Source organism: Achromobacter sp. 1L-A-4-B-C2, from assembly GCF_057291955.1.
In genome coordinates this window covers 1,047,226-1,066,721 of record NZ_JBXAWP010000001.1, presented here as the reverse complement: position 1 = coordinate 1,066,721, position 19,496 = coordinate 1,047,226, and the positions used below count along the sequence as shown (strand labels likewise).

Genomic DNA, 19,496 nt, shown 5'->3' with positions numbered 1-19,496 from the left:
GTCTGCCTGCTTTATGCGTGAGTCTGCGGGGCGGGCGGCGCATGCGGGTCGATGTGCGGCGCGCACTCCGGCGCTTCATGCTGGGACGCCGAGTGCAGCGGCTTGCCACCCAGCGAACGCAGCAGCACGTAGAACACCGGCGTCAGGAACAGGCCGAACAAGGTCACGCCCAACATCCCGAAGAACACCGCCACGCCCATCGCATGACGCATTTCGGAACCGGCGCCCGACGACATCACCAGCGGCACCACACCCATGATGAAGGCGATGGACGTCATCAGGATCGGACGCAGACGCAGGCGGCTGGCTTCGATGGCGGCTTCCAGCGGCGTGCGGCCGCTCATTTCAAGCTCGCGGGCGAATTCCACGATCAGGATCGCGTTCTTCGCGGACAGCCCCACCAGCACCATCAAGCCGATCTGCGTGAAAATGTTGTTGTCGTTGCCCGTCAGGTACACGCCGGTCAGCGCAGCCAGGATGCTCATCGGCACGATCAGGATCACGGCCAGCGGCAGGGTCAGGCTTTCATACAGCGCGGCCAGCACCAGGAACACCAGCAGCACACTGATCGGGAACACCCACAAGCCGGCATTGCCCGCCAGGATCTGCTGATACGTCAGGTCGGTCCATTCGAACTTCACGCCACGCGGCAGCGTTTCGGCGGCCACGCGTTCGGCGGCGGCTTGCGCCTGGTCCGACGAAAACCCCGGCGCCGGGCCGCCGTTGATGTCGGCGGCGGTGTAGCCGTTGTATCGCACCACCATTTCGGGGCCGAACGTCTGGTTCACCGTCACCAGCGAAGACAGCGGCACCATGTCGCCCGCGGCGTTGCGGGTCTTCAGTTGCAGGATGTCGTCGGCATGCGCGCGGAACTGGGCGTCGGCTTGCGCCCGCACCTGGAACACGCGGCCGAAACGGTTGAAGTCGTTGACGTACATCGAACCCAGGTAGATCTGCATGGTGTCGAACACTTCCGTCACCGGCACACCCAGCTGCTTGGCCTTCACACGGTCCAGGTCCACGTCCAGCTGCGGCACGTTGATTTCGTAGCTGGAGAACGCAGGGCCCAGTTCAGGCGTTTGACGCGCCTTTGCCAGGAAGGCCTGCTTGGCCTTGTCCAGCTCGGCATAGCCGAGCGCCGCGCGGTCTTCCAGTTGCAGCTTGAAGCCGCCCAGCGTGCCCAGGCCCATCACGGGCGGGGGCGGGAACACGGCGATGAACGAATCCTGGATGGCGGCAAACTTCTGGTTCAGCGAGGCGGCAATGGCGTTGCCCGACAGCTCGGCACCCTTGCGCTCGTCAAACGGCTTGAGCGTGACGAACACGATGCCGGCGCTGGAACTGTTGGTAAAGCCGTTGATCGACAAGCCCGGGAACGCGATGGCCGATTGCACGCCGGGTTCCTTCAAGGCGATGTCGCTCATGCGGCGGATCACCGCTTCCGTGCGGTCCAGCGATGCGCCGTTGGGCAACTGCGTGAAGCCGATCAGGTACTGCTTGTCCTGCGCGGGCACGAAGCCGCCGGGCACCAGGTACGACACGCCGATCGTGGCCGCCACCAGCACGGCGTACACGCCCATCGCGCCGGCCTTGCGGCGGATCACGCTGGACACGCCCGTGCCATAGGACTCGGACGCGCGGCCGAACATGTTGTTGAACCAGTTGAAGAAGCGGCCGAAGACGCGGTTCATGCCACGGGTCAGCCAGTCCTGCTTGTCGTGATGGCTTTTGAGCAGCAGGGCCGACAGCGCGGGCGACAGGGTCAGCGAGTTAAAGGCCGAGATCACCGTCGAGATGGCAATCGTCATGGCGAACTGCTTGTAGAACTGGCCGGTCAGGCCCGTCATGAACGCCAGGGGCACGAACACGGCGCACAGCGTCAACGCGATGGCGATGATGGGGCCGCTGACTTCGCGCATGGCGCGGTAGGTGGCGTCGCGTGGACTCAAGCCCGCCGCGATGTTGCGTTCCACGTTTTCCACCACCACGATCGCATCGTCCACCACAATCCCGATGGCAAGCACCATCCCGAACAGCGACAAGGCGTTGATGGAATAGCCGAACACCAGCAGCAGCGCGAACGTACCCACGATGGAGACCGGCACGGCCAGCAGCGGGATGATCGATGCGCGCCACGTTTGCAGGAACAGGATCACCACCAGCACGACCAGCGCAATGGCTTCCAGCAGCGTGTGCACCACGGCTTCGATACTGGAACGCACGAACTGCGTGGGGTCGTATTCGATGCGGTATTCCACGCCCGGCGGGAAGTCTTGCGACAGCTCGGCCATGGCGGCGCGCACCTTGGACGACACGTCCAGCGCGTTCGCGCCCGGCGATTGCATGATGCCCATGCCCACCGCCTGCTTGTTGTCCAGCAGCGAACGCAGGCCGTATTCCTGCGCGTCCAGCTCCACGCGGGCGACGTCGGACAAGTGCGTCACGGCGCCGTCGGACGAGGTCTTCAGGATGATGTCGCGGAACTCTTCTTCGCTTTGCAGACGGCCACGCGCGTTCACGTTCAGCTGCAAGGGCACGTCGCCCTGCGTGGGCGATGCGCCGATCACGCCGGCGGCAACCTGCACGTTTTGTTCGCGAATGGCGGCAACGACTTCCGACGCCGTCATGCCCCGCTGCGCGACTTTCTGGGGGTCCAGCCACACGCGCATCGAGTAGTTGCCCGAGCCCCACACCGTGACTTCGCCCACGCCCGTGATGCGGGCCAGGCGGTCCTTGACGTTCAGGATGGCGTAGTTGCGCAGGTAGGTGATGTCGTAGCGGTCGTTAGGCGAAATCAGGTGCACCACCAGCGTCAGCGTCGGCGAGCTTTTCGCGGTGGTCACGCCCAGGCGCTGCACGTCCGGCGGCAGGCGCGGCAGCGCTTGCGACACACGGTTCTGCACCAGCTGCTGCGCCTTGTCCGGGTCCACGCCCAGCTTGAAGTTGACCGTCAGCGTCAGGTTGCCGTCGCTGTTGGCCTGCGACTGCATGTACAGCATGTCCTCGACGCCGTTGATGGATTCTTCCAGCGGCGACGCGACGGTCTCGGCGATGACCTTGGGGTTGGCGCCCGGATACTGCGCGCGCACCACCACCGACGGCGGCACGACTTCCGGGTATTCGGAAATGGGCAGCTGGAACATGGCCAACAGGCCGGCCAGCAACACCAGGATGGACAGCACACCGGCAAAGATCGGCCGGTCGATGAAGAACTTTGAGATATTCATGAGCGTTCTCTGTAGACGCGCGGGCCTTACTGGACCTGGGCCGCGGCGGTCTGCACCGGTGCGCGCTTGGCGGCAACCATGGGCACGACGGTGGGGGTCACGGCGTCGCCGGGACGGATGCGTTGCAGGCCGTTGACGACGATGCGTTCACCGGGCTTCAGGCCGGAATCCACGACGCGCAGGCCTTCCTGGTTGGCGCCCAGCTTGATCTGGCGGTAGACGGCGTGGTTCTTGTCGTCCAGCACCAGCACGTAGCGCTTGTCCTGGTCGGTGCCGATGGCTTTTTCGTCGATCAGCACGGCCGAACGCGGGTCGCTGCCGCCCAGGCGGACGCGGGCGTACAGGCCGGGCAACAGCGAGCCGTCGGCGTTGTCGAATTCGGCGCGCACGCGGATCGTGCCCGAGGTGGCGTCCAGGCGGTTGTCCACCGACTGCACGACGCCAGTGCGCGAATAGCCTTCTTCGTTCGCCAGGCCCAGTTCAACCGGCACCGAGCCGGCCTTGCCGTTGCGCGCCGGGTTCACGTACTTCAGGAACGTTTGTTCGTCCACGTCGAACGATGCGTACATCTTCGACACCGACACCAGCGTGGTCAGCGGCACGGACGCGGCGCCGGCGGCCACCACGTTGCCCACGGTGACTTCGGCGCGCGACACGCGGCCGGCCACGGGGGCTTCGATGCGGGTGTAGCCCAGGTTCAGCTTGGCGTAGTCCAGCGCGGCCTGCGCGCCTTGCAGGTTGGCGGCGGCTTCGCGTGCGGCGTTCTGCTTTTCCTCGAAGTCGCGGCGTGCGATGGCGTTGTCGGCCAGCAGGCGCTGGCCTCGCGCCAGTTCGGTGGCGGTGTACGACGCGCGGGCCTTGGCGGCGGTCAGGGCGGCGGCGGCGCGGTCAACCTCGGCCGCGTAGGGGCGCGGGTCAATGGTGAACAGCACGTCGCCCTTCTTGACGATGCTGCCGTCCTGGAAGTGCACTTGCGTCAGCGTGCCGGACACCAGCGGGCGAATGTCGACGCGGTCGATGGCTTCCAGGCGGCCGGAATAACGCTGCCAGTCCACGATGGTCTTGTTGACGACTTCGGCTACTTCGACCGGGGTCGCGGCGGGCGCGCCCTGGGCCACGGCGACGTTGCCGCCACCGGGGCCACGGGTCAGGGCATAGCCGCCACCGGCCGCCAGCACGGCGGCAAATACAACGAGCACAGCAATACGTTTACGCGAAACCATGATGTTTCCTTGAAAGATTTAGGTGCGAAAGCGCGCTTGCTTGGAGCCCGGGGCGGGGGCGGCTGCGGCGGGTCTGGCCATGTCAGTCCTTAGCGTCCGTTGCGGCTAGGCGTATATGCTTATGCTGCAACGCAACATCCATCAGGGTTGCGGATCCAAGTCAGAGTGCCGGGGGGGCGCTCTGCGAGGACGGAAGCTGAGGATTGACATGCCCTGTGGGGTCGCCGGGAGGCAAGGGCACTTCAAGATGGTTCGCATTCTGAGTGTTTTGTGGGGCCGGATAAACACAGTTAATCCGGCAACACTGTTCGACACGGATGACTAATCGGCGTCGAAATCGGGTTATGCTCCGTTCACCCCGACTTATTTGCCCAAAAGGACACCGTCGCCATGGACCGTTTTCAGGCTATGCAGGTGTTTGTGCGCGTCGTGGACGCCAACAGCTTCACGCGGGCGGCCGACAGCCTCTCGCTACCGCGCACCACCGTCACCACCATCATCCAGAACCTCGAACGCCTCTTGGGCGTACGACTGCTGAATCGCACCACGCGCCGTATCGGCCTGACGCCGGACGGCGCGGGCTATTACCAGCACTGCGTGCGCATTCTGGCGGACGTCGAAGAAACCGAGGCCTGTTTCCAGGAAGCAGCGCTGCGCCTGAAGGGCCGGCTGCGCATTGACGTGCCAACCTGCATCGGCCGCCTGATCCTGATCCCGTCATTGTGTGATTTCCACGACAAATACCCCGACGTCGAGCTGGTGCTTGGCCTGGGCGACCGGCCTGTGGATATGGTGCAAGAGGCCGTCGACTGCGTGATTCGCGCAGGCGAACTGGAAGATTCCAGCCTGGTCGCGCGCCGCATCGGCACCTTGCAGACCGTCACCTGCGCCTCGCCCACCTACGTGGCGCGCCACGGCATGCCGCAAACCATCGAGTCGCTGCGCGATCACCACGCGGTGCATTACTTCATGAGCCGCACGGGCCGTAACTGCGCCTGGGACTTCAAGGTGGACGGCAAGCACCAGGAAGTGGACATGAAGGGCACGGTAGCGGTGAACGAAGCCGGCGCCTATCTGGATTGCGGGCTGAAGGGTTTCGGCCTGATCCAGGTGGCCCGCTACATGGCCCTGCCGCACCTGCAATCGGGCGAGCTGATCGAAATTCTGCCGCAGTGGAAGCCCAGCTCGACGCCGATTTCCGTGCTGTATCCGCAAAGCCGCCAGCTGTCGCCGAAGGTACGCGCGTTTACGGACTGGGTGGCTGAATTGTTCGCCGGATGCCCACTATTGAGCGGCCGCGACGAAACCGATCCGGCAGCCGCCAGCTGCGGCGTGTATCAGCGTCAGCTGGGCATGCCCAGCGCCATGACGATGGGGGCGCCCGCCGCCCAGCCGCTGGCCGAACCGGTGTTGGCCCAGACGCCGCCGCGTCGCCGCAGCCCGCGCGAAGAGGCCGCCGAGTACGCGCTGTAAGCGTGCGGCGTGGCGCGCCCGGTGCGTGCCACGCCGAAAAACCACGGGAATCCCCGTAGTAAATACAGGGCTTGCGTCCCTCGTATATCTTGAAACGTCTGTATAGTCCGACAGTCAAAGCCTACAACGCCCTTACTGTCGATCCGCGCTATGCAGCCTGTTCTACCCGCTTATTTGATGGCCCGTTGGCTGCTTTTGCTCGTGCTGTTGGCCGGGGTGTACTTCCTTAGCGGCTTTCTCGTTCCTGCTCTTGCGGCCCTGATTATTGGCCTGGCCAGCTGGCCCTTGTACCAGCGCCTGGTCGTGCGCTGCGGCGGCCGCACGGCCGTGGCCGCGTCGCTGGCGCTGCTCATGGTCATCGTGGTGCTGATCGTGCCGATGTCGTTGGCCTTGTCCTACGCCATCAAGGAAGCCAGCACCTTTTTCGCCTGGGCCATAGCCGCCAACCGCCACGGCGTGGCCGTGCCGAACTGGATTACGTCGATGCCCGTGCTGGGCGAGCGCCTGGGCCAGTATTGGGAATCGTATATTGGCCAGCCCCACGCGCTGGGCGCGCTGGTTGAAGCCGTCAGCGGCGAACACCTGGGCAACATCTACCGCATGGTGCTGGCCGCGACGGGCAACGTGTTCCAGCTGCTCCTGACCGTGCTGTTCATGCTGATCACGCTGTTCTTCGTCTACAAGGACGGCATCCGGATGGTGGCGCAGCTGGACGTGCTGGGCGAACGCATTCTGCCTGCGCGCTGGCAGCGGTTTTCCCGCGTGGTGCCTGCCACTATCAATTCCACCGTTACCGGCATGGGCCTGATCGCGCTGGGCGAAGGCCTGGTGCTGGGCATCGCCTATTGGGTAGCGGGCGTGCCGTCGCCCGTGTTGCTGGGCGTGGTGACCGGTTTCATGGCCTTGATCCCCGGCGGCGCGCCGCTGTCGTTCACGCTGGTGTCCTTGTACCTGGTCGGTTCCGGCCACGTGGTGGCGGGCATTGCGCTGATGGTTTGGGGCAGCGTGGAATTGTTCATCGTGGACAAAACCTTGCGCCCGCGCCTGGTGGGCGGCCCGGTCAAGCTGCCGTTCCTGCCGACGTTCTTCGGCCTGGTGGGCGGCGTCAAGACGATGGGCATCGTGGGCCTGTTCGTCGGGCCGGTGCTAATGGCCTTGCTGGTGGCCGTGTGGCGTGAATGGGTGCACCACGAAGTCCAGGAACGCGACGCTGAACGGGCTCGCCCGCCGCTGCCGCCGGCGACGCCGCGCGTTGAAAAAACACCTACTGCCTGACGCGCAGCCCGCCCGCTTTGGTAATCTAGCCATCCCCGCGTTTACCGGCGCCTGACCGGTACGCGCCTGCCCCGCACGCAGACGCTTCGCAACCGCCGCGGGGTGTGAGGATTGAGATGTCCGGGTTCCTGCACGATGATCAAATTGCCGTCCTGCGCCAGCAGGGTTTTGTGGTGGCCCGCCAGTTTGCGGACCCGGACCGGGTAGCCGCTTTGCGCGCCCTGGCCGAGCGCCATTTGCAAGACCATGTAGCGCCCATCGAATACGAAGCCGACCTGCGCTATCCCGGCGCGCCGGCATCCCGCGAGACGCAAGGCGGCTTGACGGTGCGCCGCCTGTTGAACGCCTATGCGCGCGACCCGCTGTTCGCGCAGTGGGCCACTGACCCGGCCATCGGCCAATGGCTGGCGCGCTATTTCGGCGAACCGGCTGTGCTGTCCACCGTGCATCACAACTGCGTGATGACCAAGCACCCGGCCTACGGCAGCCTGACCGGTTGGCATCAGGACATCCGCTATTGGTCTTTTTCCGATACTGATTTGGTGTCCTGTTGGCTGGCGCTGGTGCCCGAAAGTTCGGGCAATGGTGGTCTGTCATTCATCCCCGGTTCGCACACGGCGTCTTTCGCGCCTGAACAATTCGATGAGAAGAAGTTCTTCCGCGAAAACGTACCCCAAAACGCCGACTGGATCGCGCGGGCGGTCAGCCCCACGCTAGAGGCGGGCGACGTGGTGTTCTTCCATTGCCGCACGCTGCACGCCGCGCCAGGCAATCGCAGCGACCGCGTGAAGCTGTCGTTGGTGCACACCTATCATCCGGCGTCCTGCCACCCCATCGCGGGTACGCGTTCCGCGTCGCAGCCGGACGTGCCGCTGGCTGGGTAAGCGGTAAGGGGCGGACGTTGGGGCGGTGATAATCAATCGATATCTGCAATAAATAATTGAACTACAATTATTTCAACCGCAGTACGCAGTAAGCAGTGCGCACAATGCAGTGCGCATAACGCAGTACGCAGAACGTCTGGATGAATACGCGATGCCGGGCCGGCAAAACCCGCATCGCGTTCTTCTTGCATGACCATCCCCGGAACTGAACAGGCTGTTTCCCGTGCCCAAAACAAAGATCGACAACGACACGCAAGAATCGCAGGCGCCCGGCGCAACCCGGTCATCGCTGTTTGTGGGGTCCACCGAAAAGGCCTTCCAGGTGCTGCACGCGTTCGACGGGTCGCGCCGCCACATGACGCTGGCCGACATCGCCCGCGCGTCCGGCCTGGACCGCAGCGCCACGCAGCGCCTGGTCTACACGCTGGAAACGCTGGGCTACCTGCGCCGCATTCCCGACACGCGCAACTACGGGCTGACGCCCAAGGTGCTGCAATTTTCGTACAACTATGTGCGCGCCAACGAGCTGATCGACAAGGCCTCGCCCTATCTGCTGGACATTAGCCGCACGCTGGGCGAAACCACTAACCTGCAAGAACTGGACGGCCACGAAATTGTGTTCGTCGCGCGCTTTCCGGGCCATCACCTGGTCAACGTGGACATCGCCGTCGGCAGCCGTCTGCCGGCGTTCTTCACGGCGTCCGGCACCGCGATCCTGTCGCGTCTGACGGACGAGCATCGCCGTGAAATCCTGGCGCGCACGCGGCTGGACCCCATCACGCCCTACACCGAAGTGGACCCTGACAAGCTGATGGACCGCGTGCAGCGCGTGGCCGAAAAGGGCTACGCGATTATCGTCAACGAGACGGTGCTGGGCGATATCTCGGTGGCCGCGCCGGTCACCGACCATCGCGGCCTGGCCGTGGCTGCCATCAATATTTCGGTGCCCACGACGCGCTGGACGGTCGCCCGCGTTGAAGCCGAACTGGCGCCCCATGTGCAGGTGGCGGCCACATCGATTTCAAAGTCCAAATTCGCGGGCTATTCCAGATAGGCCGACTTACTTCACCCCTTCGAATTCCGCCAGCAACGGCTTGAGCGTTTCACGCAGGGCCGACTGCAACGCATCGGCCGGGGCCACCAGCGGGTCCAGCACATCGGGCGCGTTCACGCCGATCAGGTCCATGACGGACTTCATCGGGCCCGGGTTGGTCTCGGCAAACGCCAGGTCCATCAACGGAATCAGGCGGCGATGCAGTTCCATCGATTTCCGCGTGCGGCCTTCCGACGCCAGCTGGTAGACCTGGCGCCAGGCCGACGGCAGCAAGCTAGCCGTGACCACGATGCCGCCGCGCGCGCCGGCGGCCAGATGCACCGGCAGCAGCGTGTCTTCGCCGCTGAACACCGCAAACGATTCGTCCACGCCCGCCACCGTGCGCAGGAAGTGGTACATGTCCGTGTTGCAGGCCTTCATGCCGATGATGTTCTGGTGGCGCGACAGTTCATGCAGCACCTCGGGCGCAATCGCGATGCGGGTGCGGTACGGAATCTCGTAGATCATCACGGGCAGCGGCGACGCATCCGCATAGCGCAGGAAGTAGTCGCGGATGCCGGCCTGCGTTGGCGTCGTGTAGTAGGGCGTCAGCACCATCAGCGCATCGGCGCCGGCCTCGGCGAATTCGCGGCCCGCTTGCAGCGCGTCGTGATAGCCGGGGTCCAGCACGCCGGGAATCACCGGCACGCGGCCGGCTACGGCCTCGACCGTCAACTGGCACATGCGGATGCGCTCGGCGCGGGGCAGCGCGCCGTATTCGCCCGTGCCGCCCAACGGGACGATGCCGTCGATGCCCTGCTGCATCAGGTAGGCAACCAGCGCCTTGGCAGCGGGTACGTTGATGGTGTCGTCGGCGTTGACCGGCGTGGGGATGGCGGGAAAAACTCCGCGCAGTTGGGTTGCGTTCAGCATGTTGTGTATCCAGGAAAATAAATCTAAATCAGAGGCGTCGGATTCAATTGGCCAGGCTGCGGCGGCGCAGCCGGTCGGCCAGCCAGATCAGCGCGGCAATGAAAATGAACAGGCAGGTAGAGACGGCGGCAATCACCGGGGAAATCTGTAGCGTGACCTCGTCCCAGAACTGCTTGGGCAGCGTGGCGTTCAGGCCGCCGGAGGCGAACAGCGCAATCGTGAGTTCGTCGAACGATGTGGCGAAGGCAAACAGGAATGACGACATCAGCCCCGCGCCCAGAATCGGAAACGTCACGAAGCGCAGCGTGGCCCACGGCCCGGCGCCCAGGCTTTGCGCCGCCAGGTCCAGCCGCGTGTCGTAGTTGCGCAGCACGGCCATCATGGTGATCACCACGTAGGGCACGGCCACCACGGTATGCGCCAGGATGAGGCCGATGGTGGATCCCACCAGCCCCACGCGCGCAAAGAAATAGAACATGCCCACCGCGATGATCATGCGCGGCACCACGATGGGCGACAGCACGAAGGCCAGCATCGCCGACTTGCCTCGCATGTTCGCGCGCACCAGCAGGAAGGCGGCGGGCGTGCCAATCAGCATCGCCAGCAAACCCGTGCCCACGCCCACGATCAACGACCGGGTGATGGCCTGCATCCACACGGGCGACGTGAACATCTGCTCGTACCATTGCAGCGAAAAGCCCTTGGGCGGCCACGTCAGGCCCGAACCGGAATCGAACGACAGCGGAATCATCAGGAAGGCCGGCGCACTAAGAAACGCCAGCACGCCCAGCACGATCCACCACAGCGTGCGTGACTGACCCGTGCCCGACACCGACCGCCGCACCCGCTTGGGCAACAGCGCGAACAGGGCATCCGACACATTCGCCAGCACCGTCAACACCGCATCGCCCGCGCGGCGCGACAGGCTTTCCTTGCCCGATGCCCGCACGCGCGTGGATGCGCCGCCCGTCATGGTCGACAGGCCCAGCACCTTGTCATAGATGGCGAACACCACCAGCACCACCACCAGCAGCAACACCGACACCGCGCCGGCAAACTCCCAGTTCATGGTCTGCTGCACCTGGTCAATGATGATCTGCGTGATCATCGTTTCCTTGCGTCCGCCCAGCAGCGCGGGCGTGATGAAAAAGCCGATGGCGGTGACGAACACCATGATGGCCGCGGCCGCCACGCCGGGCATCGACAGCGGGAAATAGATCTTCCAGAATGCCGTGCCGGGGCGCGCGCCCAGGGTGGAGGCGGCGCGCGGCAGGTTGCGGTCGATGTTCTCCATTACCGACAGCATCGTCAGCACCGCCAGCGGCATCAGCGCATGCACCATGCCCACCAGCACGCTGCCGAAGTTGTAGAGCAGGTTGGCCGGCGCATCCAGGATGCCCAGCGCTTGCAGCAGCTGGTTGACCACGCCGTTGCGGCCCAGCAGCACCACCCAGGCAAAGGTGCGCACCAGGAAGCTGGTCCAGAACGACAGCAGCACCCAGAACAGCAGCGACGTTTTGCGCTTGGCGGACAGGCTGGAAATCAGATAGGCGACCGGGTAGCCCGCGACGACGGAGAAGAACGTGGTCCACAACGAAATCTTCAACGTGATCAGCAGCACGTTCACATACACCGACGACTCGAACAGCCGGTGATATTGCGCCAGCGTGAAGCCCTTGTCGTCGACAACGCTTAACAACAGCAGCTGGCCCACCGGATAGATCAGCAGCACCAGCAGCAGCACGACCAGCGGGGCGGCCATCAGGAAATGGCGGCGGCCGGGGCTCATGCGCTTGCGGGGAGTAGCAAGGGATGTCATGCGTTTACTCCGCAATGGCCACCGCGTCGGCGGCTTGCCAGCTGACGGTCAGCGGCTGGCCGATGGCGTATTGCTCGGCCTGGCGCTGCGTGGGGTAAGCCACGACGATGGGGGCGGCGTCGGCCACGCCCAGGTCCAGGTACAGCTTGGTCAGGCTGCCCGTCACCATCACGTCCAGCAGCTTGCCGGTCAGGCCGCTGCCCGACGTGGCCACGCGCAGGTTTTGCGGGCGCAACATCACGGTGACTTTCTGGCCGGGCTTGATCGGGGCGCCGTTGGACAGCGCCTGTCCGGTAACGCCCTGATGCGCCAGCGTCACGCTCAATACGTCGCCGTCCACCGCCGTGACTTCACCTTGCAGCAGGTTCGATTCGCCCAGGAAGTCGGCCACGAAAAGCGTGCGGGGGCGGAAGTACAGATCGGCCGGCGTGCCCAGCTGCTCGATCGCGCCGCCGTTCATCAGGCAGATGCGGTCGGACATCGTCATGGCTTCTTCCTGGTCGTGCGTGACGTACACGATGGTGGTGCCCAGTTCGCGGTGGATGCGTTTGATCTCCAGCTGCATCTGGTCGCGCAGCTTCTTGTCCAGCGCGCCCAGCGGTTCGTCCATCAGGATGATGGCGGGTCGATAGACCATGCAGCGCGCCAGCGCGATGCGCTGCTGCTGGCCGCCGGACAGTTCGCGCGGCAGGCGCGTGGCTACGTGCGGCAGGCGCACCATGTCCAGCGCTTCGTGCGCGCGGCGGCGCGCTTCGGCTGCCGGCACCTTGCGCATCTTCAAGGGAAACGCAATGTTCTCTTCGATGCTCATGTGCGGAAACAGCGCGTAGTTCTGGAACACCATGCCGATGTCGCGCTCGTAGGGCGCGCCGTACGTGACGTCGGCGCCGTCGATCAGCACGCGGCCCTCGTCGGGCTGCGCCAGGCCGGCGATCAGGCTCAATAAGGTGGTCTTGCCGGACCCGGAGGGGCCCAGCAGGGTCAGGAATTCGCCGCGAGCGACGTCCAGGTGCGTGGGCGCCAACGCGACGAAATCGCCATAGCGTTTGCCCAGGCCCGAGATTTGCAGATTGGAAGAAGACATGGTGTTCAGCACATTAGATTTCGCGCGGCGCGCGCCACGGCGGTGGCGCGCGGCCGATGGCTTATTTAAGGACCCAGCCGTTGAAGCGTTCAAGCACGTCGCGCTGCTTGTCCAGCCAGTACGCGGCGTTGATGTGCAGGCCGGTCTTGATGTTGTCGGGGTGGGTCGGGCAGTTGCGCGCCACGTCGGCCTTGATGTGGTCAAAGGCGGCGGGCTGCGTGACGCCGGCGGCAAAGTATTCGACCAGCGCTGCCTGGCGCTTCGGGTCCGACGCAAACTTGATGAACTCGCGGCAGGCGTCGGCGTTGGGCGTGCCTTTCAGGATGGACCAGTTGTCGCAACCCCAGATGTTCTGGTCCCACACGATCTGCACCGGCGCGCCGTTGGCGATGGCCGATTGCGCGCGCGATACCCACGTGGCGATCATGTCGACTTCGCCCGAGCCCAGCATCTGTTCGACCTGCGCGCCCGTGTTCCACCACACGTCCACCGAGGGCTTGACCTTGTCCAGGCTGGCCAGCGCGCGGTCGATGTCGCAGGGGTAGACCTTGTCGGTTGGCACGCCGTCGGCCATCAGCGCTTCTTCGATGGTGTCGAAGGGATGCTTGCGCAGGCCACGGCGGCCGGGGATGTCTTTGACGTTCCAGAAGTCGGCCCACGACGCGGGCGCGCGGCGGCCCTTGAAGGCGTCGGTACGGTACGCCAGCACGGTGGTGTAGACGTTGTTGCCCACGCCGTAGGGCGACATGTATTGCGGCGGGATGGTGGCCACGACCGGGTCGGATTCCAGACCGTGCTTTTCCAGATAGACCTTGCCGCCTTCGGTCAGCATCAGGATGGCGGGCTGGCTGATCTTGGCCATGTCCCAGGTGTAGTTGCCGGTGTCGACCATGCTGCGGATCTGCGCGGTCGGTTCGGCGTTGGCCTGCACGCCCACCACCTGGATGCCGGTGGCTTCCGAGAACGGCTTGTAGAACACGGCGCCATAGGCCTTGCTGTAGATGCCGCCGTCATCGCGCACGACGATGCGCTTGGAGGCGGCGCGCGACGGCGTCCAGATCATGGGCATGGCCAGCGCGGCGGCGCCGGCGGCCACGGTTTTCAGCGCGGCGCGGCGCGAGGCGTTGTGGGGGATCGTTTTCATGGAAGACTCCTGCGGGTCGGGTCAGGGACTGCGGATCAAGGGTGGGGATTCAAAAGACGGGGGGTCGAAGGCGGGCGGTTCGATCCATGCGGGGCAGCAAGCGGCCGGGGTTGAACAGGTTGGCGGGGTCGAAGGTGGCCTTCAGCGCGCGCATCATCGCCAGTTCAACGGGGGACTTGTAGTGCGCCATTTCGGCCAGCGACGTGCGGCCCACGCCGTGTTCGGCGCTGAAGGTGCCACCCAGCGCATCGGCCACATCGTTGACCGCGCGGCGGATATCGGCGGCCATCGCGTCGCGGTCGGGCAGGGCGTTCCAGGCGTCGAAGGTGAAGAAGGGTATGAAGTGCACGTTGCCGTCGCCCAGGTGGGCCACGATCAGCACCGGCAGGTCGGGTACCAGGCGGCGCACGGCGGCGGTGGCTTCGTCGATGAAGCGCGGCACGCTGGACACGGGTACGGCGCTGTCCGTGGTCAGGCCCACGCCGGCCTTCTTATTGCCTTCGGACACGCTGTGGCGCACTTCCCAAAGCGCGGCGCGCTGGCTGTCGTTGCTGGCCAGCACGGCGTCGTGCAGCAGGCCCTGTTCGGACGCGTGTTCCAGTGTCTGCTGCAACAGCGCTTGCAGTTCGTCGCCGCTGCCCGTGTCGGACAGTTCCACCAGCACATGCCACGGGTGCGCGTCGCCCAGCGGGTTCTTGCGGCCCGGTACATGCGCCATCACGATGTCCAGCTGATTGCTGTCGATCATTTCAAAGGCCGACAGGCGCGAACCGCAGGCGCGCTGGAACATGCCCAGGATTTCCAGCGCGGCTTGCGGGCTGTCTGGCGCCAGCCAGGCCACGGCGTGGCGGGTGGGCAGCGGATGCAGCTTGAGCACGGCGGCAGTGACGATGCCCAGGGTGCCTTCGGCGCCGATGAACAGGTGCTTCAGATCAAAGCCGGTATTGTTCTTGCGTAGCGCGGTCAGGCCGTTCCAGATGGCGCCGTCGGGCAGCACCACTTCCAGGCCCAGGATGTTGTCCCGCGTGTTGCCGTAGCGCAGTACGCCCGTGCCGCCCGCGTTGGTGGCGATGGTGCCGCCGATCTGGCACGAGCCTTCCGCGCCCAGGCTGATGGGGTACAAGCGGCCCTCGGCGGCCGCTGCATCCTGCACCGTGGCCAGTACGCAGCCGGCTTCTACTTCCATGGAATTGTTGGCGGCATCCACCCGGCGCACCCGGCGCATGCGCGCCAGGTTCACGATGACGGGCGGCGTACCGCTGGCATCCGGCACCGCGCCGCCGCACAGGCTGGTGTTGCCGCCCTGCGGCAGCACGGGCGTGGCATGGGCGTTGCATAGCCGCACAATGTCGGCCACCTGCTGCGTGTTGCCGGGCAGGGCGACGCACAGTGCGGGGCCCTTGTACCGGCCGCGCCAGTCTTCGGTATAGCCGGCCATGTCGGTGTCGGAATGAAGGATGGCGTCCGCGCCCAAGGCCTGGGTCAACGCGTCTAGCAGGGTGATGCCGTTGGTCATGTCTGTGGTCCCGAATGAAGCTCGGGGATCACACGAACCCGAGCGCATTGAGGCACAGCATACGATCACTTAAATCGCTTTTCGATTTGATTAATCGTATATCAATCGAATTTAGGGTATGTCCTAGTCGAGGCGGGTGGGGAACATACGGCTTGTCGCCCGCTAAACGAGCGAAATACAATCGTATTGTGCGATATGCGGTCTGTCTGCATCGCCTTCCCTGCCTCTTTGGAACTGAATTCCCATGCGCGAAAAGATCGTTTTTATCGGAGGCGGCAACATGGCCTCCGCCATCATCGACGGCCTGCTAGGACAAGGCCGTGAGCAGGCCAACTTCCTGGTGATCGAGCCTTACGCGCCCACGCGAGAGGCCTTGCGGGCGCGGGGACTGGCCTGCCAGGAAAGCGTGGGACCGGCCGTCGCTGACGCCGCGCTGTGCGTGCTGGCGACCAAGCCGCAAGGCTTGCAGGACGCCTGCGCCCAGGTGCGGGAATATCTGCCCGCCAGCGCCACGGTCGTCAGCATCGCGGCGGGCGTGGACCTGGCCTCGCTGTCGGACTGGCTGGGCGGCCACGCGCGCATTGTGCGCGCCATGCCCAACACGCCGGCCAAGGTGGGGCTGGGCATGACGGGGTTGTACGCCACGGCGGCGTGCGGCGCCGCCGAGCGCGACCGCGTCGACGCCCTGTTTGCCGCCGTGGGCGAGCGCATCTGGACCGACACCGAAGGCATGATCGACGCTGTCACCGCCGTGACGGGCAGCGGCCCGGGCTATGTCTTTTACTTCATGGCGGCGCTGCAAAAGGGCGCGGTCGAGCTGGGCTTTTCCGAGGCAGACGCGCGCCGCCTGGCGGTCGCCACCTTTCGCGGCGCGGCAGGCCTGGCGGCAAGCGAAGACGTGCCCCTGACGGAATTGCAGGATCGCGTCACATCCAAGGGCGGCACCACCTATGCGGCCCTGACGCACTTGCGCGAAGCCGGCGTGGCCGAGGCCATCGGCGCGGCGGTGCACAAGGCGGAAAAGCGCGCACGGGAACTGTCGGCGGGCTGATCTCAGCCCAGTGAGGCCGTGTCGCGGTGTCGCCCCAGCCACACCAGCGCAGGCACCCGCGACCACGGCGACAGCGCCGCGCCGGCCATGTCCACCTTCGCCATCAAGGCCGCGGTGGCCCGCCGTACAGCAAGGCCGCAACAGCAATGGCCGGCGTGCCAAAGCGGTTCACCAGGCGCGGCGCGGCCATCGACCCCGCAACGAAGCCCACGCTGGCCGGCGCGAAGATCAGGCCCGCCGTCAACGCGTCCAGCCCGAAGCCGGTTTGGACCAACAACGCGTAGCAAAGAAACATGGCGCTGGCGGTGGAGAACACCAGCATCACCAGCAGGCATCCGGCCGCAAAGCCCGGCTGCGCGATCAAGGCCATGTCCAGCAGCGGCGCGCCGCCGCGCGCCTTGACGCTGCGTTGCATGCGCGCGATCGCCAGCAGCACCGCAATGGACGCGGCCCCGCACGCGAAGGTCGTGATAAAGCCGCCTGACAGCAGCACGCCCAGTCCCACTGGACCCAACGCGCGGGTGTCGGGGCAGCATGACCCTATCTCCCGCCCCGCAACGCGTGCTGAAGCTGGATGCCGCCGAACGCCGCCACCTGTACCTGCTTGCCCATCAGCGCCCGCCCGCCGAAGCCGGCCGCACGTGGTGCACGGTGCCGCCGCAGGTGCGACGGCTGATGGACGACCTGCCGACCCGCCCCGCGTACATCCTGAACCTGCGCTGGGACGTGGTGATGTGGAACGCCGCCGCGGACCGCGTGTTCGATTTCTCGGCGCAGCCCACGGGGCGGCGCAACTTGTTGTGGATGTTGTTCGTCGTGCCCGCGATGCGACGCTTGTTCTCGGACTGGCCGGCGCAGGCGCCCGCAATGCTGTCCACGTTTCGTCGCGACTTTGCCAGTGCAACGGGGGTGCCCGACATCGCCGAACTGGTCGACGAACTGCAAGCCGTATCGCCGGACTTCAACGCGTGGTGGCGCGAGCACGATGTGCACGGCGCCTGCATGGGCCAGCGCCGGCTGCATATCGAATCGCTGGGCGACATCGCCTTCGAGCACACCACGCTGACCGTGGATGAAAGCCGCCATCTGCGCTTGGTGGTCTATGCGGCGGCGCCTGAAGAGCCAAAGGCGGAGCCGTTCGCACTATGGTTGAAGACACGCCACGCAACGTAGAAGTTGACGGCGGGGATTTCTCGGATGTATCGTAAGATCTATATCTTAAGATACATCGTAAGAGGCATTCCATGCGCCATCCCGACTTTCAGACACCCGACAACGGTGGCCATCACCGCCGCCATCATCACCATCCCAAGCACCACCACCACCCCTCGCACCACGCCGCCTCGCGCGGCGATTGGTTTTCCGGCCCGCCAGATGACGGGCGGGGCGACGCCGATGGGTTCGGCGGCGATGGCCGTGGTTTCACACGCGGCCGCCGCGTGTCGGCCGACGATCTGCAACTGATGCTGCTGGGCCTGCTTGAAGAAAATCCCAGCCACGGCTACGAACTGATCAAGGCGTTCGGCGCGCTGAGCAACGGCTTCTACACGCCCAGCCCCGGCATGGTCTACCCGGCGCTGACCTACCTGGAAGAGCTGGGCTACGCCACCGTCGAGCAAGACGGGGCGAAGAAGCGCTACCACCTGGCGGACGCCGGCAAGGCGCATCTGGATGCCAACCGTGAGCGCGTCGCGCTGATGTTCAACCGCTTCAAGCACATCGCCAAAAAAATGGATTGGATGCGCCAGGCCTGGAGCGGCGAGCCGCGCAGCGTGGGCCCGGAAGGCGAGGACGCGCGCACCGGTTGGGTGCCGGAATTTGTAGAGGCGCGCCACGCGATGCGCCGCGCGCTGATGGAGCGCACCGATGCCTCGCCCGCCGAGCAACGCCGCATCGCCGCCATCCTGGCGCGCGCCACCGACGAGATCAACGGCAAGCCCTGTGCTTGATCTTGTCCTTTTCCCGAATCTGGAGTGTTGATGAACCGTAGCGACCTGACCGTGGAGCGCGTGCGCCACACGCTGAAAATGCGCGTCCTGACCGTCGTGCGCGTCGAACCCGTGGCCGGTCTGTTGGCCCGCGTCACGTTCACCGGCGATGACCTGCAAGACTTTGTCTCGGCGTCATTCGACGACCACGTCAAACTGTTCTTTCCGGCCGACCCGACGCAAGCGCCTGCCTTGCCCAGCGTGGGGCCTGATGGCGTGAAGTTTCCCGAAGGCGCGCCCAAGCCCGCCGCGCGGGATTACACGCCGCGCCGTTTCGACGCCGCGCGCCGCGAGCTGGAGATTGAATTCGTGCTGCACGGCGATGGGCCGGCGTGCACCTGGGCGGCACAGGTGCAGCCCGGGCAGCAGCTGGGTATCGGCGGCCCGCGTGGGTCGTTCGTGGTGCCCAAGGGGTTCGACTGGCATGTGCTGATTGGCGACGAAACCGCGCTGCCCGCCATCGCCCGCCGCCTGGAAGAACTGCCGGCCGGGGCCGAAGCGATCGTGTTGATCGAAGTGCCGTCGCCCGATAACGAAATGCCGTTGGCCTCGGCCGCGAAAACGTCGGTGCGGTGGCTGCACCGCAACGGCACGGCGGCGGGATACAGCACGCTGCTATTGCAAGCGGCGCGCGAACTGGCGTTGCCGGCGGGCGAGGGCTATGTGTGGGTGGCCGCCGAGTCCGCCGTGGCCAAGGCCGTGCGCGAGATCATGGTGTCGCAACACGCCATCGACAAATCCCGCATCCGTGCCGCGAGTTATTGGAAGCGTGGCGCGGTCGCGGTGCACGAGTCGCACGAAGACTGATTGCTGCGTGGCGTGGGGGGCGGGCGCGTTAACGTCGCC

17 protein-coding genes are annotated in these 19,496 nt (G+C 65.4%); 8 read left to right on the top strand and 9 right to left on the bottom strand.

The annotated features are described in order from the left end of the window. Positions 1–11 precede the first annotated feature (11 nt). Positions 12–3,227 carry an efflux RND transporter permease subunit gene (locus AC0Z35_RS04855; RefSeq protein WP_319307795.1) on the bottom strand — a complete coding sequence of 1,072 codons (3,216 nt, stop codon included), beginning with the start codon at positions 3,225–3,227 and terminating at the stop codon, positions 12–14. A 26-nt stretch (positions 3,228–3,253) separates the two neighbouring features. Then, positions 3,254–4,450, bottom strand: a complete 1,197-nt coding sequence (locus AC0Z35_RS04850) for an efflux RND transporter periplasmic adaptor subunit (RefSeq protein WP_046803312.1) — start codon at positions 4,448–4,450, stop codon at positions 3,254–3,256. A 390-nt stretch (positions 4,451–4,840) separates the two neighbouring features. Between AC0Z35_RS04850 and AC0Z35_RS04845 the strand changes: the two genes are divergently transcribed. From AC0Z35_RS04845 to AC0Z35_RS04835, 3 genes are all read left to right on the top strand, one after another. Next, complete coding sequence (locus tag AC0Z35_RS04845) at positions 4,841–5,923, top strand: LysR family transcriptional regulator (protein ID WP_120157104.1); 1,083 nt, start codon at positions 4,841–4,843, stop codon at positions 5,921–5,923. 150 nt (positions 5,924–6,073) lie between these two features. After that, positions 6,074–7,198 carry an AI-2E family transporter gene (locus AC0Z35_RS04840; protein WP_046803314.1) on the top strand — a complete coding sequence of 375 codons (1,125 nt, stop codon included), beginning with the start codon at positions 6,074–6,076 and terminating at the stop codon, positions 7,196–7,198. A 116-nt stretch (positions 7,199–7,314) separates the two neighbouring features. Beyond that, a complete protein-coding gene (locus AC0Z35_RS04835) occupies positions 7,315–8,082 on the top strand; it encodes a phytanoyl-CoA dioxygenase family protein (RefSeq protein WP_485131206.1) in 768 nt (255 codons plus the stop codon). Positions 8,083–8,114: 32 nt separating this feature from the next. Here AC0Z35_RS04835 and AC0Z35_RS04830 read toward each other — a convergent pair whose 3' ends face one another. Then, positions 8,115–8,273, bottom strand: a complete 159-nt coding sequence (locus tag AC0Z35_RS04830) for a hypothetical protein (protein WP_485131207.1) — start codon at positions 8,271–8,273, stop codon at positions 8,115–8,117. A gap of 32 nt (positions 8,274–8,305) precedes the next feature. Here AC0Z35_RS04830 and AC0Z35_RS04825 point away from each other — a divergent pair, with 32 nt between their 5' ends. Next, complete coding sequence (locus AC0Z35_RS04825) at positions 8,306–9,136, top strand: IclR family transcriptional regulator (RefSeq protein WP_046803316.1); 831 nt, start codon at positions 8,306–8,308, stop codon at positions 9,134–9,136. A 6-nt stretch (positions 9,137–9,142) separates the two neighbouring features. On the opposite strand, the gene dapA is transcribed toward AC0Z35_RS04825, so the two are convergent. The 5 genes from dapA to AC0Z35_RS04800 form a co-directional block, all read right to left on the bottom strand. Continuing rightward, the gene (gene dapA, locus AC0Z35_RS04820) at positions 9,143–10,048 is read right to left on the bottom strand and encodes a 4-hydroxy-tetrahydrodipicolinate synthase (protein ID WP_485131208.1); all 906 of its coding nucleotides are present in this window, start codon (positions 10,046–10,048) and stop codon (positions 9,143–9,145) included. 43 nt (positions 10,049–10,091) lie between these two features. Continuing rightward, complete coding sequence (locus AC0Z35_RS04815; RefSeq protein WP_046803318.1) at positions 10,092–11,867, bottom strand: ABC transporter permease subunit; 1,776 nt, start codon at positions 11,865–11,867, stop codon at positions 10,092–10,094. Between the two features lie 4 nt (positions 11,868–11,871). Further along, complete coding sequence (locus AC0Z35_RS04810; protein WP_046803362.1) at positions 11,872–12,951, bottom strand: ABC transporter ATP-binding protein; 1,080 nt, start codon at positions 12,949–12,951, stop codon at positions 11,872–11,874. Positions 12,952–13,012: 61 nt separating this feature from the next. Next, positions 13,013–14,095 (bottom strand): ABC transporter substrate-binding protein, encoded by a 1,083-nt coding sequence (locus AC0Z35_RS04805; RefSeq protein ID WP_046803319.1) that lies wholly within the window; start codon positions 14,093–14,095, stop codon positions 13,013–13,015. 49 nt (positions 14,096–14,144) lie between these two features. Next, positions 14,145–15,611 (bottom strand): FAD-binding oxidoreductase, encoded by a 1,467-nt coding sequence (locus tag AC0Z35_RS04800; RefSeq protein WP_485131209.1) that lies wholly within the window; start codon positions 15,609–15,611, stop codon positions 14,145–14,147. Between the two features lie 244 nt (positions 15,612–15,855). On the opposite strand from AC0Z35_RS04800, the gene proC reads away from it, so the two are divergent. Further along, entirely contained in the window at positions 15,856–16,662 is an 807-nt protein-coding gene (gene proC, locus AC0Z35_RS04795; protein WP_485131210.1) for a pyrroline-5-carboxylate reductase, read from the top strand. Between the two features lie 103 nt (positions 16,663–16,765). On the opposite strand, the gene AC0Z35_RS04790 is transcribed toward proC, so the two are convergent. After that, the gene (locus AC0Z35_RS04790; RefSeq protein ID WP_485131211.1) at positions 16,766–17,155 is read right to left on the bottom strand and encodes a hypothetical protein; all 390 of its coding nucleotides are present in this window, start codon (positions 17,153–17,155) and stop codon (positions 16,766–16,768) included. Positions 17,156–17,196: 41 nt separating this feature from the next. Between AC0Z35_RS04790 and AC0Z35_RS04785 the strand changes: the two genes are divergently transcribed. The 3 genes from AC0Z35_RS04785 (at position 17,197) to AC0Z35_RS04775 (ending at position 19,457) form a co-directional block, all read left to right on the top strand. Continuing rightward, positions 17,197–17,835, top strand: a complete 639-nt coding sequence (locus AC0Z35_RS04785; RefSeq protein WP_413815420.1) for an MmyB family transcriptional regulator — start codon at positions 17,197–17,199, stop codon at positions 17,833–17,835. A 71-nt stretch (positions 17,836–17,906) separates the two neighbouring features. Continuing rightward, complete coding sequence (locus AC0Z35_RS04780; protein WP_485131212.1) at positions 17,907–18,611, top strand: PadR family transcriptional regulator; 705 nt, start codon at positions 17,907–17,909, stop codon at positions 18,609–18,611. 30 nt (positions 18,612–18,641) lie between these two features. Then, entirely contained in the window at positions 18,642–19,457 is an 816-nt protein-coding gene (locus AC0Z35_RS04775; RefSeq protein WP_485131213.1) for a siderophore-interacting protein, read from the top strand. Positions 19,458–19,496 lie beyond the last annotated feature (39 nt).